Source organism: Streptomyces sp. SID5785 (assembly GCF_009870065.1).
Classification (GTDB): domain Bacteria; phylum Actinomycetota; class Actinomycetes; order Streptomycetales; family Streptomycetaceae; genus Streptomyces.
In genome coordinates, this window is sequence record NZ_WWIA01000958.1 from 1 (window position 1) to 14,842 (window position 14,842).

Annotated in this window: 13 protein-coding genes; 2 read left to right on the forward strand and 11 right to left on the reverse strand. The window is 72.1% G+C overall.

Annotated elements, in window-relative coordinates:
• Nucleotides 1-185: 185 nt before the first annotated feature.
• The 6 genes from efeB to GTW43_RS31280 all read right to left on the reverse strand — a co-directional run bounded on the left by efeB (nucleotide 186) and on the right by GTW43_RS31280 (nucleotide 6,424).
• Nucleotides 186-1,460, reverse strand: coding sequence for an iron uptake transporter deferrochelatase/peroxidase subunit (efeB, locus tag GTW43_RS31255; RefSeq protein WP_161305348.1), 1,275 nt, complete (start codon nucleotides 1,458-1,460; stop codon nucleotides 186-188).
• Between the two features lie 6 nt (nucleotides 1,461-1,466).
• Entirely contained in the window at nucleotides 1,467-3,473 is a 2,007-nt protein-coding gene (locus GTW43_RS31260; RefSeq protein ID WP_161305349.1) for a copper resistance protein CopC, read from the reverse strand.
• Between the two features lie 14 nt (nucleotides 3,474-3,487).
• Nucleotides 3,488-3,976, reverse strand: a complete 489-nt coding sequence (locus GTW43_RS31265; protein WP_161305350.1) for a copper chaperone PCu(A)C — start codon at nucleotides 3,974-3,976, stop codon at nucleotides 3,488-3,490.
• Nucleotides 3,973-4,650 (reverse strand): SCO family protein, encoded by a 678-nt coding sequence (locus tag GTW43_RS31270; protein WP_161305351.1) that lies wholly within the window; start codon nucleotides 4,648-4,650, stop codon nucleotides 3,973-3,975. The genes GTW43_RS31265 and GTW43_RS31270 overlap by 4 nt, the downstream gene beginning before the upstream one ends.
• 78 nt (nucleotides 4,651-4,728) lie before the next feature.
• Nucleotides 4,729-5,496: a YcnI family protein gene (locus GTW43_RS31275; RefSeq protein ID WP_161305352.1), complete on the reverse strand. Its 768-nt coding sequence runs from the start codon at nucleotides 5,494-5,496 to the stop codon at nucleotides 4,729-4,731.
• A gap of 139 nt (nucleotides 5,497-5,635) precedes the next feature.
• A complete protein-coding gene (locus tag GTW43_RS31280; RefSeq protein WP_161305353.1) occupies nucleotides 5,636-6,424 on the reverse strand; it encodes a hypothetical protein in 789 nt (262 codons plus the stop codon).
• A gap of 205 nt (nucleotides 6,425-6,629) precedes the next feature.
• Here GTW43_RS31280 and GTW43_RS31285 point away from each other — a divergent pair, with 205 nt between their 5' ends.
• Nucleotides 6,630-7,073, forward strand: a complete 444-nt coding sequence (locus tag GTW43_RS31285) for an ATP-binding protein (protein WP_161305354.1) — start codon at nucleotides 6,630-6,632, stop codon at nucleotides 7,071-7,073.
• A gap of 88 nt (nucleotides 7,074-7,161) precedes the next feature.
• Here the strand turns inward: GTW43_RS31285 and GTW43_RS31290 are convergent, their stop codons facing one another.
• Both GTW43_RS31290 and GTW43_RS31295 read right to left on the reverse strand, forming a co-directional pair.
• Nucleotides 7,162-8,616 (reverse strand): aminopeptidase P family protein, encoded by a 1,455-nt coding sequence (locus tag GTW43_RS31290; protein WP_343246175.1) that lies wholly within the window; start codon nucleotides 8,614-8,616, stop codon nucleotides 7,162-7,164.
• Between the two features lie 119 nt (nucleotides 8,617-8,735).
• Nucleotides 8,736-10,136 (reverse strand): PP2C family protein-serine/threonine phosphatase, encoded by a 1,401-nt coding sequence (locus tag GTW43_RS31295; protein WP_202502176.1) that lies wholly within the window; start codon nucleotides 10,134-10,136, stop codon nucleotides 8,736-8,738.
• 665 nt (nucleotides 10,137-10,801) lie between these two features.
• Between GTW43_RS31295 and GTW43_RS31300 the strand changes: the two genes are divergently transcribed.
• Nucleotides 10,802-11,497, forward strand: a complete 696-nt coding sequence (locus tag GTW43_RS31300; RefSeq protein ID WP_161305357.1) for a bifunctional DNA primase/polymerase — start codon at nucleotides 10,802-10,804, stop codon at nucleotides 11,495-11,497.
• A 289-nt stretch (nucleotides 11,498-11,786) separates the two neighbouring features.
• On the opposite strand, the gene GTW43_RS31305 is transcribed toward GTW43_RS31300, so the two are convergent.
• The 3 genes from GTW43_RS31305 to GTW43_RS31320 all read right to left on the reverse strand — a co-directional run bounded on the left by GTW43_RS31305 (nucleotide 11,787) and on the right by GTW43_RS31320 (nucleotide 14,396).
• Nucleotides 11,787-12,764, reverse strand: coding sequence for a DUF5926 family protein (locus tag GTW43_RS31305; protein WP_161305358.1), 978 nt, complete (start codon nucleotides 12,762-12,764; stop codon nucleotides 11,787-11,789).
• Between the two features lie 104 nt (nucleotides 12,765-12,868).
• Nucleotides 12,869-13,420: an ATP-binding protein gene (locus GTW43_RS31310; RefSeq protein ID WP_161305359.1), complete on the reverse strand. Its 552-nt coding sequence runs from the start codon at nucleotides 13,418-13,420 to the stop codon at nucleotides 12,869-12,871.
• A 160-nt stretch (nucleotides 13,421-13,580) separates the two neighbouring features.
• Nucleotides 13,581-14,396: a glycerophosphodiester phosphodiesterase gene (locus GTW43_RS31320; protein WP_161305360.1), complete on the reverse strand. Its 816-nt coding sequence runs from the start codon at nucleotides 14,394-14,396 to the stop codon at nucleotides 13,581-13,583.
• Nucleotides 14,397-14,842 lie beyond the last annotated feature (446 nt).

Below are 14,842 nucleotides of genomic sequence, written 5' to 3' on the forward strand. Positions count from 1 at the left end.
GGCACGCCGACCTGCGGCGTTGTCGTCGGTTGTCAACTCCCCCAAGCTCTCGGCTTCGCTCGAGCAGGGGGGACCCCCATCGCGTTGCCGCCCTCCTCCGCCTTGCATCTCGACGCACCAGACCCCGCTCACCAGCACAGAACAGCCCGGGCCACCCGGACGCGACCTGATCCGCCGGACAGGCCCTAGCCCTCGAGCAGCGCCTGCCCCACGTAGCCGCCCTTCTCCGCGCCGCCCGGCACCGCGAAGAGCCCGCTCGCCTCGTGCCGGATGAACGCCGACAGCGCGTCGCCCCGGTCGAGCTTGCGCTGCACCGGCACGAAGCCGCGCAGCGGATCCGCCTGCCAGCAGATGAACAGCAGCCCCGCGTCGGGAGAGCCGTCCTCCGTGACGCCGTCGTGGAAGGAGAACGGGCGGCGCAGCATCGCCGCCCCGCCGTTCTGGTCCGGCCGGCTGATGCGCGCGTGCGCGTTGACCGGCACGACCAGGTCGCCCCCCGCGTCCGTCTTCTCCAGGTCCGGCTCGGTCGTCTCGGAGCCACCGCTGAGCGGAGCGCCGGAGGACTTGTGGCGCCCGATCACGTTCTCCTGCGCCTTCGTCGCGAGCTGCTCCCAGTCGTCGAGCAGCATCCGGATGCGGCGGACCACGACGAACGAACCGTTCGCCATCCAGGCGGGGGAGCCCGAGGCGGGCACGAAGATCCGGCGGTCGAAGTCGTCGTCCGACGGCTTCGGGTTGTTGGTGCCGTCGATCTGGCCCATCAGGTTGCGGGTGGTCATGGCGTGGGCGGTGGCCCCCGGCGACCGGTTGAAACCGTCCGTCTGCCAGCGCACCTTCGCCGCCCCGCCCGCGTCCTTCTGGACCGCGCGCAGGGCGTGGAAGGCGACGAGCGCGTCGTTCGCGCCGATCTGCACCCACAGGTCGCCGTTGCTGCGCGCCTTGTCGAGGTGGTCGGAGAAGAAGTCCGGCAGCGGGTCGAGTCCGCCCGGCCGCTGCTTCTCGAGCCCGGTGCGGGCGAAGAAACTGTGCCCGAAGCCGAAGGTGATCGTCAGCGAGGACGGGCCCGCGTCCCGTGCGACATCGGTGTCCGCCGATCCCGCCGGCTCCCCCGCCATCAGCCGCTCGGCCGTCGCCGACCAGCGGCGCAGCAGCGCGGCCGCCTCCTTGCGCCCCGCGCCCGCCACGAGGTCGAACGCCACGACGTGCCCGCGGGCCTGCATCGGCGTGGTGATCCCCGGCTGATGTTTCCCGTGAAACATCACCCGGTCCGCGCCGAGCGAGGTCAGCGCCGTCTGCTGCTCCGGCGCGGTCGCGGAGGCCACGGCGTATCCGGCGCCCGCGCCGACGGCGCCGAGGGCCACGCCGGTCGCCCCGGCCGTCCCGAGCAGACGGCGGCGGGAGATGCCCGGGGCGGCGGATGCGTCGGTGGCCGGGGCCGTACGGCTCTCTGTGTCAGCCATGGTGGTTCAGCCGATCTTCGCGTTCTTGGTGACGGTCACTTGGTCGATGTCCGAGGTACGCACGGTCACCGCGATCTTCCAGTCGCCCGCCACGGGGATCTGTACACCGCTCGCGGTCCAGTGTCCCGTGGCGATGCGGTCGGGCACGACGGACAGCGGCCCGATCTTCTTCGCCTCCTGGGTGAACGCGATCTTCACCTCGGGGACGTCGAAGGCCTTGCCGTTGGGACGCAGGACGTAGAGGTGCATCTCGTTGTCGCCGACGCGGCCCGGGTCGAGCTCCAGCTGGACCGTGCCCTTGCCGTCCTTCGCCCCGGTGTCGAACGGCACCTTCAGGGAGACCGGCCCCGACTGCGTCTGCGCGACGGCGCCCGCGGCCCGGGCCTCCTCCTCCGTCCGGCCCGGCTCGGTGCTCGTGAGGATCGTGGTGACGACGAGCAGCACAATGGCGACAGCCGCCTCCGCGAGGACGGAGCGGCGCAGTCCGAAGCGCTGCGGGTCGGCGTCGCGGGCCTGCTTCTCGCGGGCGGTGTCCCTCGCCGCACGTTGCCGGGCGAGCTGCGCGGCCCGCTCCGGGCTCTCGCCCTTGGCACCGGGACCGCCCTTGCCGCTCCCGGAGTCCTTGCTGTCCTTGCTGTCCTTGCCGCCCTTGGCGTTCTTGGTGTTCTTGCCGTCCTTGGCGGCCCGGTCCGCCGCCGCGTCGCTCCCGGCGCCGCCGCCGACCTTGACCGGCTGCTTCGCGCCGGCCGCCGTGCGCTGCTCCACCACCGTCGCGCCGGCCGCCTGCTCGGCGAGCCGCCCGGTCCACCTGCGGGAGATCCAGGCGATGCCCACGAGCAGCGCCACGAGGCCGACCTTGACGAGGAGGAGCTGCCCGTAGCGCGTGCCGGTCAGCGCCGACCAGGAGCCGACCTGGCGCCATGACTGGTAGAGCCCCGTGCCCGCGAGGACGACGACGCTGCCGAACGCCAGCCGGGAGAAGCGGCGCACCGCGGACCCCTCGATGGACGGTGTCCGGTACAGCGCGACGAGCAGCGTGGTCAGGCCGCCCAGCCAGGTCGCGACGGCCAGCAGATGCAGGACGTCGACCGGCATCGCGACCCCGGCCTGGATGCCGGTCGAGGCGTGCTCGGCCATCGCCCAGGTCGCGCCCAGCCCGGCCGCGACGACGCCACCGCCGATCGCGAGACCGAAGGTGAGGTCCTTGATCTCCTTCTCGTCACCGTCCTCGGCGCGCTTCACATAGGCGCCGAACAGGACGGCGATGAAGAGGGCGGCCGCGGCCAGCAGCAGCAGCCGGGAGGTGAGGGCCGCGCCGGTCTTCGTCTGCAGCACCTGGCCGAGCAGCGACATGTCGAAGATGTCGCCGATCTTCCCGGACCCGGTGTAGGAGCCGCGCATCAGCAGCATCGCGAGCGTCGAGGCGGTGAGCGCGGTCCAGCCGGACACGACGACCCGCTGCACCGGCCTGAGCCCGGCGCCGCGCCGCCAGCAGGCCAGGACGAACACGGCGCCGCCCACGAGCAGCGTGTAGCCGGCGTACGCGACGTAGCGCGCGATGCCGTAGAGCGCGCCGACGACGCCCCCGCCCGCGTTCTGGTCGGTCAGCACCGCGGAGGTCTTCGAGGGCGCCCCGACGGAGAAGGTGAAGGCGCCGGAGACGGGATGGCTGTCCGCCGACACCACCTGGTACGCGACCGTGAACGTGCCGTCGGGCAGGCCCGCGTGCAGCCCCACCCGGTACGTCGTACCACCGGTGTGGGCGACCTTGCCGTCGTCGACGCGCTTGCCCGCGGGGTCGAGCACGCGCAGTGCGCCGTCCGAGACGGCGATCGTCTCGGAGAAGGTCAGCGACACCTGCTTCGGTGCCGTCTCGACCACCGCTCCCTTCTGGGGATCGCTCCCGGTCAGCGCGGCGTGCGCGGACGCGGGGACGGCACCGGCCAGGAGCGCACCGGTGACGGCGAGGAACAGCAGCACCAGGTGCCGGAAACGGGGAGCGATGGTCTTCACGTGCGGTCAGCCTCTCAATGAGACGCGTGCGACGTCGGGTTGTAGGTGGCGGCCTTCACCGGGAAGTCGACCTTCACGGTGCCGGACTCGGCGAAGTGCAGCTCCACCGCCACCTTCTCGCCCTCCTTCGGCCGCTTCTTCAGGTTCTCGAACATGAGGTGATTGCCGCCGCGCTCGAAGTCGAGCTCGCCGTGGGCGGGGACGGCGAAGGAGCCCTGCTCCTTCATCACGCCGTCCTCGGTCGTGTGCAGGGTGACCTCCCCGGCGATCTCGCTGCTGACGGACGTCAGGGTGTCGGCCGCGCCGCCGTTGTGGACGACGAAGAACCCGGCCGCCATGTCACCGGAGGCGGGCGCGGGGATGAACGCTTCCCCGACCTTCACCTGCGGTGTGCCGCCGCCCGCGTCGGTGTCCGCGTCGCCCGAGCCGCACGCGGTGAGCGCGAGCCCCGCCGCGAGCGTCAGGGCGCCGAGCGCCAGCGGGGTCCGCCCGCGCCGGCTCACGGCTTCGCCCCCTCGACGAGCTTGGGCAGGTCCTTCGTGTAGTCGTCGACCGTGGCGTCCTCGCCGTACAGGACGTACCCGGCGTCGTTCTTCGGCGAGAACGCGATGACCTGGGTGCCGTGCATCGACACGAGCTTGCCGTTCTTGTCCTTCTGGGTCGGCTCGATGGAGATGCCGATGGTGCGGGCGCCGCCCTGGATGGTGGCGAAATCACCGGTCAGACCGATGAAGTCGGGGTCCTGGGCCTTCAGCCACTTGCCGAGCACGGCCGGGGTGTCCCGGTCCGGGTCGGTCGTGACGAAGACGACCTGCAGCTTGTCCTGCTCGGACTTGGGCAGCGCCTTCTTGGCGACGGCGAGGTTGCTCATCGTCAGCGGGCAGACGTCCGGGCAGTGGGTGTAGCCGAAGTAGATCAGCGTCGGCTTGCCCTGGGTCTGCTCGCGCAGGTCGAACTTCTTGCCGTGCGTGTCGGTCAGGACCAGGTCGGGCTTCTTGAACGGCTTGTCGAGCACCGTCGCGGCCTTCTGCGACCCGGCGTCGGTCGACACCTCCGTGACCGGGTCGGCGCTGTCGGTGTCGCCCCCGCCGCAGGCGGAGAGGACGAAGGCGGCGGCCGCGACCAGGCCGGTGGCGGCGAGCACGGTCTTCTTGCGGGACTTCATGGTGTTGCGCATAGCGAAAACGTCCTGTGGGTGAGAGGCCGGCCCGTGCCGGGGTCGCCCACCGCGACCCCGGCACGGACCGAGGGTGGCTCAGTTGTTGGTACGCCGACGGCCCGCCAGAACGCCGAACGCCACACCGGAGGCGCCGACGAGGATGCCGACGATGCCCAGCACCCGGGCGGTGGTGTCGCTGTCGCCGGAACCGTCCGATCCCGTGTCCGTCGAGGCCGCGGCGGCCTCCTTCTTGTCGTCCTTCGTGCCGTCCGCACCGTCCTGCGCGGCGCCCGACGCCCCGTGACCGTCGTCCTCCGCGGCCGTCAGGGCGAGGGTGGGCGCCGGGTTCTCGGGCTCTTCCTGGCCCTTCTGCGGAGCCTCGATCCAGCGCACGACCTCCTTGTTGTCGTACGTCTGGATCGCCTTGAACACGAGCTGGTCCGTGTCCGTCGGCAGCTGGCCGACCGACACCGGGAACTTCTGGAAGTAGCCGGGCCGCACGCCCTTGTCGTCGCCCGAACCGGTCGCGGTCCAGGTGACCTTGGAGACGGCCTCGGTGATCTTCTCGCCGTGCATCTCCAGCGGCTTGTCCAGCTTCGACTTCGTCACCTTCGCCTCCCAGCCCGGCACGGGCTGCGGCATCACGGAGGCGAGCGGGTGGTCGGTCGGGAAGGACACCTCGAGCTTGATCGTCGAGGAGTCGTCGCGCTCGTTCGGCACCTTGAAGTCGACCACGGCGTAACCGCCCTTGGCCGCGGCGCCCTCGGGCTGCACGGAGACGTGCGCGAAGGCCGGCGAGGACAGCAGAGCGACGGAGGAGACGGCGGCGGCACCGAGCAGAGCGGCGCGGGACATCTTCTTCATGGCAGAAAGACTCCACGTTCAGCGGGATCCCCGGGGGATCCATCGGAGGGTGAGGAGCGCACCCACTACGGGCGGGCACGCGCGCGTGCCGCACGGCACGCCTCACCCCCGCGTCACGCGGTGGCAGAAGGAAGCCGTGTCAGGCAGCGAGAAGGAACGCTTCGCCGGCCGGTGGCCCGCGTCGGCTCACCGAGTGCTGCAACGCCACGGTCCGCAGCCGCGGCGGTGCCAGGAAGGCGCCGCGTCGCACGGCCCCGAGTCCCCGCGGCGTCTCGGGAAGCCCCGCACGCAGCGCACGGACGAGCGCCAGAGCGCCCCGCAGGGACCGCACCAGCGCGCCTTCCGTGACGCACTGCGCGGAGGCCCGCGACAGCCGCAGGGCGCCGCTCAGGGCGAGGTCGCCGCGGCGCAGCAACCAGCCGGCGCCGGCCGCGGCCAGGACGTGCCCCAGCAGCATCGGCAGCGACGGCACGAGCGCCATCACCCCGGCCGCCTGCCCCATGTGGTGCTGCGCCTCGCCGGCCGGCACACCGGCGTCGTCGAGGATGCGCCGGGCCTGCACCGGGCTGAGCGCCGAGGCGCCGGCCCCGCACATCAGCCGGGCGGCCCGCTCGACGACGGACGGCTCGGCGGAGCCCATGGCCATGGAGCCGTGCTGACCCGCCCCGAAGAGGGTGTGCAGCGTGATCTGGCCGACGCCCAGAAGAGTGGCGATGCCCGGCAGCGACCGCTCACGCCCGGCGAGCGGCACGGCAGCGCAGAAGACGGCCAGGAAGCCCAGCGAGAGGGTCCACAGCGGCACCGAGGCCGTCGAGCCGAGGACGTGCCCCGCCGCGGACAGCACGACGCAGACCGCGGCGAACACCGCGGCCCTCAGCAACCGGAGCTCGGCTGCGCTGCGCGCCTCGCGCGGGTGGGGGGCAGACATGGCGGCCTCATCATCGCACTGGGCCCGTCGCCGTGGTGCGGCAGGTCCGCAAGATCCGGAAATCTCCCCACGCCATCTCCCTTACAACGCGGACAGGACACCCCGCATCCGCCATATGGGCGGTATCACGTCAACTACGCGATTGCGCGGGGGTGGTGGCGGCAATACGTATCGGTATGTCGAGCCGCGGCCGGGAGGCGGGAGCATGAGCATCTGGTGGTCCCTCCATCTGCGATGCGAAGCCGCGAGCGTCCCGCTCGCCCGGCGTCTGCTCCTCGGCGCCATGGAGACGGCCGGCGTCGACCCCGACATCTCCTTCGACCTGTCCCTCGCTCTGAGCGAGGCGTGTGCGAACGCGGTGGAGCACGGCGGCGCGTCGGGAGCGGCCGACGCCTACCGGGTGACCGCCTATCTGGACGGCGAGCGGTGCCGCATCGAGGTGGCCGACTCCGGACCGGGCTTCCCCGCGGTGCGGGGGCGCGCTGCGCACGCGCACAGCACCCATGCGGAGAACGGCCGGGGCCTGTGCCTGATCGAGGAACTCGCCGACCACGTGGACTTCGAGAACCGTCCGGACCGCGGCGGCGCCGTGGTCAGCTTCGACAAGATCCTCAAGTGGAAGAAAGACGCACCCCTCATGGCGGTGTGACGCCACGAGGGGTGCGGACGCCGTCGGACGGCGATGCCCGGACACGGCGGGGGTCCGGTACAGCGGGGGTCCGGTACGACGTGGGCGGTCAGCCCTTGAGGCGCGCCATCCAGGCCTCGACGTCCTCGGAACGCCGCGGCAGAGCGGCCGACAGGTTCCTGTTGCCGTCCTCGGTCACCAGGATGTCGTCCTCGATCCGGACGCCGATGCCCCGGTACTCCTCCGGCACGGTCAGGTCGTCGGCCTGGAAGTACAGACCGGGCTCGACGGTGAGCACCATGCCCGGCTCCAGCGTGCCGTCCACGTACGTCTCGGTCCGCGCGGCCGCGCAGTCGTGGACGTCCATGCCGAGCATGTGACCGGTGCCGTGCAGCGTCCAGCGGCGCTGCAGCCCCAGCTCCAGGACCCGCTCGACCGGACCCTCGACGAGGCCCCACGCGACGAGCTTCTCGGCGAGCACGCGCTGCGCGGCGTCGTGGAAGTCGCGGTACTTGCCGCCGGGCTGCACGGCCGCGATCCCGGCCTCCTGGGCCTCGTACACGGCGTCGTAGATCTTGCGCTGGACGGCGCTGTACGTGCCGTTGACCGGCAGCGTGCGCGTGACGTCGGCGGTGTAGTACGTGTGCGTCTCCACGCCCGCGTCCAGGAGGAGCAGGTCGCCGGAGCGCACCGGTCCGTCGTTGCGCACCCAGTGCAGGGTGCAGGCGTGCGGGCCGGAGGCGCAGATCGAGCCGTAGCCGATGTCGTTGCCCTCCACGCGCGCGCGGAGGAAGAACGTGCCCTCGATGTAGCGCTCGCTGGTGGCCTCGGCCTTGTCGAGGACCTTCACGACGTCCTCGAAGCCGCGCACGGTGGAGTCGACGGCCTTCTGCAGCTCGCCGACCTCGAACGCGTCCTTCACGAGGCGCGCCTCGGACAGGAAGACGCGCAGCTCCTCGTCGCGCTCGGCGGTGACCTTGTCGGTCAGGGCCGCCTCGATGCCGGCGTCGAAGCCGCGCACGACACGCACGGGGCCGGTGGCCTCGCGCAGCGCGTCGGCGAGCTCGCGCACGTCGGAGGCGGGGATGCCGTGGAGCGTGGCCGCCTCGGTCAGGGAGTGCCGGCGGCCGACCCACAGCTCGCCCTGGCCGTCGAGCCAGAACTCGCCGTTCTCCCGGTTCGACCGGGGCAGGAGGTAGATCGTCTCCTGGTGGCCGTCCGCGGTGGGCTCCAGGACGAGGACGCCGTCCTCCGTCTGGTTGCCGGTCAGGTACGCGTACTCGACGGAGGCGCGGAAGGCGTACTCCGTGTCGTTCGAGCGGGTCTTCAGGTTGCCCGCGGGGATCACGAGGCGCTCGCCCGGGAAACGGGCGGACAGGGCCTTGCGGCGCGCGGCGGTCTCGGCGGCCTGGGCGATCGGCTGCAGGTCGTGCAGCTCCGTGTCGGCCCAGCCGGACTGCATGCTCTCGGCGAGCTCGTCGGACACGCCGGGGTAGAGGCCGTTCTTGCGCTGCTTGATGGGCTCTTCTTCCGAGGTCTCCGGGGTGGTGAGCTCCTCCGACACAGTTCCTCCTGTTTGCGGCCTTAAGGGGTGATGGACCCCGTCCATCGTACGAGTGTCCGGAAAGGGGTCCAGGGCCGGAGGACCCCGGTCGGGACCTCTCACAGGCTGTGTGCGGGCGCCTACTCGAAACGGGCCGCCAGGAGGACGACGTCCTCGTCGCTGTCGGCCGCGTCCAGGCCGTCCGGGAGCATCGTGTGCAGGACGTGGTCGGCGAGCGCGCCGGGGTCGTCGCGCAGGGCGCGCGGGACGCTCGCGGCGGCCGCGTGGAGCCGGGTGAAGGCCCGGTCCATGGCGTCGCCGGTGCGGCGCAGCAGGCCGTCCGTGTAGAGCAGCACGGTCTCGCCGGGCTCCGGCTCGACCTCCGTGCTCGGCGCCTCCCAGCAGGCGAGCATGCCGAGCGGCGCGGACAGGGTGGTCTCGACGAACTCGGTGCGGCGCGGGCCGACCAGCAGGGGCGGGCTGTGTCCGGCCCCTGCAAGAACGATCTTTCGCTGGGCCGGCTCGCAGTACGCGAACAGGGCGGTGGCGCTGCGCGCCGGCTCGGTCAGCCGCAGCAGCAGCTCCAGGTCGGACAGCACCGCGACCGGGTCCTCGCCCTCCATCACCGCATACGCGCGCAAGGAGGCGCGCAGCCGGCCCATCGCGGCGACGGCGCTCGCACCGCAGCCGGTGACCGAGCCGACGGCGAGCCCGAGCGCGCCCTCGGGCAGCGGCAGCGCGTCGTACCAGTCGCCGCCGCCGCGCGGTCCGGTGCGGTGGCGGGCGGCCAGCTGCACACCGGCCATCCGGGGCAGCCGCGCGGGCAGCAGCTCGTCGGCGACGGTGCGCGACCACGCGCGCGTACGTTCCAGTTCGAGCAGGCGGGCGAGGTGCTCGGTGGCGTGGGCCGCGTACAGGCCCACGAGGTGGCGCCGTCGCTCGGCGGGCTCGGCGGGCTCGTCGTACAGCCACACGGCGGCGCCCAGCCGGCCCGCGTCCTCGGTGGCGAGCGGCAGCGCGTAGCTCGCGGCGTAGCCGAGGCGGGCGGCGACCTCGCGGTGGCGTGGGTCGAGCCCGTCCTCGGAGAGCAGGTCGGGGTGGGCCTCGGGGTCGGTGGCCAGGCCGTCCAGGATCCGGCCGTACGAGGTGGCGCCGCGCGGGACCGTCTCGATGTGCCCGAGGTCGGGGCGGGACAGGCCGAGTCCGACGGTGGTGTCGGGGCCCCGGCCGTCACCGGGCTCGAGCACGACGAGACCGCGCCGGGCGCCCACCAGGGCGGCTCCGGCGCGCAGGAGTTCGTGCAGTGCTTCCTCCAGTGAGGCGGTGCGGGCCAGCCGCTCCGTGAGTTCGTGGAGGGTCGTGAGGTCCGAGACCCAGCCGGCCAGCCGGTCCTGGATCAGGGCGGACGGGGCCGATGCCGGGGAGGCCGCGGCGGGGACGGGTGCGGGGGCCGGAGAGGTCGGGACCGTGTGGGCGGGTGGGGGGACCTGTCCAGGCGGGGAATCGATTCCAGCCACTTTCGGCGAGCGTGGGGTTGTCATGGCTTCCGGCTTTCCGGCCGGTGCATATTGCTCCATAGCATCGCAAACCCCCATGTCAGCCTTGTCAAGCTCTGCGCCGCCAGCAATGTCTCCACATCTACACGCACTGGAGAGGGGATGTCCAGCATTGTCCTGCTGGGATTCCTGGTGTCCGTGGTGGTCAAGTGGCTACTGTGCTCGCGCGTTCTTGGCGCCGCCTTCGTCGCACGGTTCGAACCGGCCACGATCCACCCATTTCAGGTTGGCCGAAAAATGCCCTGGGGATGGGTGTATTGCGGTCGACTGGCGTGGTTCGACGGAGCGTCACTGCGGTCGCTGTGGGTACGTACTCGGTGAAGACCAGGGGTAGTTGGGATCGACTCGGAACCTGGTGACGGACCCGGGCGTCATAACCAACGACGACCGTGCCCCATCCTCCCGCGAGGGAGGCGGCGAGAAATACGCGGGACGGCAAACGCCAGGCGTCGCCACCCCACGCCAGGCTTTTGAAGCACGCAGCAGGCGCTCGGACTATAGGAGTTCCACCTATAGGGGATCCTCCTGCCTCGGCCCGGCAGCTCAGACCGGGGTCAGGCGCTCCACCACGTACGCGCAGTGACTGATCGACACATAGTGTGATGTGGCCCAAAGCGTTCTCTTCGGTCAACGGAAAGGAACGAGCGCTCATGCGCGAGATCCTCGGAAGGCGACGCAGGTTCCTGTCCAGGCGTGACAACGGGAAGTCTGACCTGATCGGCGCGGTCCTCACGTTCGCGACAGCATGGCGGTGGCCGGTCCTGCCGGGCATAGGGCTCGAGGCGGCGGGGCGCCGGGACGGCGTCCGCTGCGCCTGCCCCGACCCGGACTGCACGGTGCCCGGCGCGCACCCCTTCGACCCGGGGCTGCTCGCGGCGACGACGGACGAGCGCATGGTGCGCTGGTGGTGGACGAACCGCCCCGCGGCGCCGATCGTGCTCGCGACCGGCGCCCCCGCGGGAGCGTCCGGCGGCCGTGCCCCGTGCGCCGTGAGCCTGCCGGCCGTCGCGGGCGCCCGCGCCCTCGCGGTGCTCGACCGCAAGGGCATCCGGCTCGGCCCCGTGCTCGCGACCCGCGAGCGCCTGGTGATCCTCGTGGCGCCCTACTCGATGGAACAGCTCGGCGAGCTCCTCTACGCGAAGGACTTCGTCCCGGGCTCGCTCCGCTTCCACGGTGAGGGCGGCTACATCGCCCTGCCGCCGTCCACGACGGGCGCCGGCCCCGTGCGCTGGGAGAGGGCGCCGCTGCCCGGCTCCGCGGCTCCGTGGGTGCCGGACGTGGAGGCTGTGGTGGACGCCGTGGTGGACGCTCTGACGCGTACCGGGGTGAGCGCCCCGGAGCTCTGAACGGACTCTGAACGGAGCTCTGACGCGGTACGGGCACGCGGCGCCGGGGGCGAGCAACTCGGCGCCGTGCTACGGGTGTTGACCGCAGGGGCCGGGCTCGCGGGCCGGGCGAGGGCATGAAAACGCCCGGTTGCTGGCGACGGGGGATGCACCAGCAACCGGGCTACTTGAACGGTAACAAGAGATCGGCAGTTAGCAAATTCGATCTCTTCTATTCGGACATGGATTTACCTGCAACTACCGGGAGTTGTGACCGGAGTCACCCGCTCCGCTCCCGTGTTCCTGTGCGTCAGCTGAGCGTCACCTGTCGGTTGGTGAGCCCCCCGCGCGCACGCCGCTCGTCCGCCGACAGCGGCGCGTCCGCGGCCAGGGCCCCGGCGAGCCGCTCGGCGAACTCGGCGGCCGGCTTCTCGATGTCCTCGGCCTTCGTCTCGCTCGGCAGGTCCCACACCGGGACCGTCAGCCCGTGCGCGCGGAACGAGCCCACCAGGCGCGTGCCCTCGCCCAGCGACGAGCGCCCGGCCGCGTGCAGCCGCGCCAGCGCGTCCAGGAGCTTCTCCTCCGGGTGCGGCATGACCCACCGCAGGTGGTTCTTCTCCGGCGTCTCGCACCAGTACGCGCTGTCCACACCGGTCAGCTTGACCGTCGGGATGGCCGCCGCGTTGGCCCGCTCCAGGGAGGCGGTGACCTCCGCCGACGCGTTCTCCGAGTCCGGGACCCAGAACTCGAAGCCCGTGTGCACGACCGGCTCGAAAGGCCCCTTCGGGTCGAGCACGTCCTGCAGCCGCGGGCCGTCCGCGGGCACCCGGCGGGCCTGCACCGGATTCCCCGGCTCGGCCTCCAGGGCGCGCAGCAGGGTGTCCGCCAGGTCGCGGCTGAGATCACCTGACGGCGTGTCGTTCTGCAGGCCGACCAGGACCGAGCCGTCCTCGCGGCGCAGCGCCGGCCAGGCCATCGGCAGCACGGTCGCCAGCGTCACCGACGGAACGCCCTCGGGCAGTCCGTCCTTCAGCGCCAGCTCGACCGTCGCCGCCGGGACCAGCTCGCGCAGCGCGATCCAGTCGCCCTCGCCCGCGAGGCCCTCGAAGGGGCGCTGCACCAGCTCGGTGACCGCGTGCGCCGCGGCCCGGCCGTGACAGGCCTTGTAGCGGCGGCCGCTGCCGCACGGGCAGGGCTCGCGCGCGCCGACGACCGGGAACGCTCCCTCGGTGGAGGCTCCGCTGCCCGCGTGCTGCTTGCCCTTGGTCTGAGGGCGCTTCTTGGCCATCTTGGGTGTCTCCCGGATACGGCTCTCGTACGTACGGGCGCGAGCCTAGCCGCTCGTACCGACAACAGGGGGACACGCCTCAACTGGCCTCGGACGGGCGGCGGTCAGCCCAGATCGTCGAAGGCGTCCGCGAGACCCAGGTCCGACAGGTCCACGACGGGCGGTGCGCTCACGCGCGCGGCGAAGTCCTCGCGGCGGTGCGCGGCGGCCTGTGCGTGCACGTCCTTGTGCACGACCACCCAGACGGTCACCTCGCCCCGGGCGTCGTCCCGGACGCCCCAGTCGTCGGCGAGTGCCGTGATGATGTTGAGCCCGCGGCCGCCGTGCGCGGTGACCGAGGGGGTGGCCGGAACAGGGCGGGTCGGCCCGCCGCCGTCGGTCACCTCGACCGTGAGGCAGCCGCGGCCGTCGACCCGCCACGCGGCCCGTACGTCCCCGTCGCCGGCCAGGTCGTCGCCCAGCGGCCTGCCGTGCCGGCAGGCATTGCTGAGCAGTTCGGAAAGGATCAGAACTGCATCGTCGATCACCGGTTCGGACACGCCGCTGATCCTCAGCTGCTCACGCATCCGACGCCGTGCCGCACCCACGCCCGCAGGGCCATGGGGTACGGCCATGCTCGACGACGCGGGCACCTCCTGTGCCACCACCAACGCCACCCCCGAGACCTCCTTTGCCCCACGCCACGGTGTGAATGCCCCAGCTGACTGGGCCGGAAACCGGCCAATCCGCGTCCCGTGACGCACTCATGGCGATCGAACACGCACCGAACGCGCCGGAGCACTCCCTGTGACATGCGGGGCGCGGACCTGGCCGGAATCAGGCCCTGCCGAGCTGCCGCAGCACCTGGGCGGGACGGTTCGTGATGACCGCGTCGACGCCGAGCCGGACACAGAGGTCCACGTCCTCGGGCTCGTTCACCGTCCACACGTGCACGCGGTGGCCCGCGCGGTGGAGCTTCTCGACATAGGAGGGGTGGCTGCGCAGGATGCGGATGCCGGGCCCCGCGATGCCCACGCCCCTGGGCAGCCGCCCCTCGCGGTGACGCGGCGACACGAACTGCATCAGGTAGACGGTCGGCAGCGTCGGCGACGCCTCCTGGACGCGCGCGAGCGAGCGCGCCGAGAAGCTCATCACGCGGACGGGCGAGGTCTCCTCGCGCGCGGGGGCGTCCAGTCCGAACCTCTTCAGGAGGAGCAGTAGCCGCTCCTCCACCTGGCCCGCCCAACGCGTGGGGTGCTTCGTCTCGATCGCGAGCTCCACGGGCCGCCCCGCGTCCGCGACCAGCTCGAGGAGCCGCTCCAGCGTGAGCACGGAGGTGTCCGCCGCCGGGGCCGCCGAGCTGCTCGCCCAGTCGGGCCCCTCCTCGCGGTCCTTCCAGGAACCGAAGTCGAGCGCCGCGAGGTCCGCGAGTTCCAGGGCCGAGACGGCACCGCGGCCGTTCGACGTACGGTTGACGCGACGGTCGTGCACACAGACGAGATGACCGTCCGCCGTGAGCCGCACGTCGCACTCCAAGGCGTCGGCGCCGTCCTCGATCGCCTTTCTGTAGGCGGCCAGGGTGTGCTCGGGGGCATCCTCCGAGGCTCCTCGGTGGGCGACGACCTGGATGTGCTGCTGCCGTGCGTGGGTCACCGCGTCATGGTGCCATCGCGCGCGGTACGACCGGCAAAAGCCGGCCCAGCGGATGCGTCCGTTTCGCCGCCCGTCAAGGATGTCTACCGACGCACAGGCTCGGCTTATGGTGCCCTGACGTCTGGTGGGAAAAGCTGACCGCGTACAACTGCACGACCGGATCGTGACAGGACCATGCCGCATCGGCGTCGGCCGTCACGGTCCTGACCGCCGCAGACATGCAGCCATGGACCGATGACAGCCGTGGATCGAGGAGAGAAGCTGTGAGCACCGAGAACGAGGGCACTGAAGTACCCCCGGCCCCGTCCGCACCCCCCGTGCCGGTGGACACTCCCGCTGCTCCCGCGCCGGCTCAGCCCGGGACCGCGCCGGAGGGCCCGCACAGCGGAGGGCCCGCCCCGGCCGCCCCGGCCGCCCCGGCCGGGGACCCCGCCGGAGCGCCGGCG

Bases quoted from the DNA above. Each gene is read 5' to 3' on its own strand.
- efeB (WP_161305348.1), bottom strand. From the start codon at position 1,460: ATGGCTGACACAGAGAGCCGTACGGCCCCGGCCACCGACGCATCCGCC.
- GTW43_RS31270 (WP_161305351.1), bottom strand. From the start codon at position 4,650: ATGCGCAACACCATGAAGTCCCGCAAGAAGACCGTGCTCGCCGCCACC.
- GTW43_RS31275 (WP_161305352.1), bottom strand. From the start codon at position 5,496: ATGAAGAAGATGTCCCGCGCCGCTCTGCTCGGTGCCGCCGCCGTCTCC.
- GTW43_RS31280 (WP_161305353.1), bottom strand. From the start codon at position 6,424: ATGTCTGCCCCCCACCCGCGCGAGGCGCGCAGCGCAGCCGAGCTCCGG.
- GTW43_RS31285 (WP_161305354.1), top strand. From the start codon at position 6,630: ATGAGCATCTGGTGGTCCCTCCATCTGCGATGCGAAGCCGCGAGCGTC.
- GTW43_RS31295 (WP_202502176.1), bottom strand. From the start codon at position 10,136: ATGACAACCCCACGCTCGCCGAAAGTGGCTGGAATCGATTCCCCGCCT.
- GTW43_RS31300 (WP_161305357.1), top strand. From the start codon at position 10,802: ATGCGCGAGATCCTCGGAAGGCGACGCAGGTTCCTGTCCAGGCGTGAC.
- GTW43_RS31305 (WP_161305358.1), bottom strand. From the start codon at position 12,764: ATGGCCAAGAAGCGCCCTCAGACCAAGGGCAAGCAGCACGCGGGCAGC.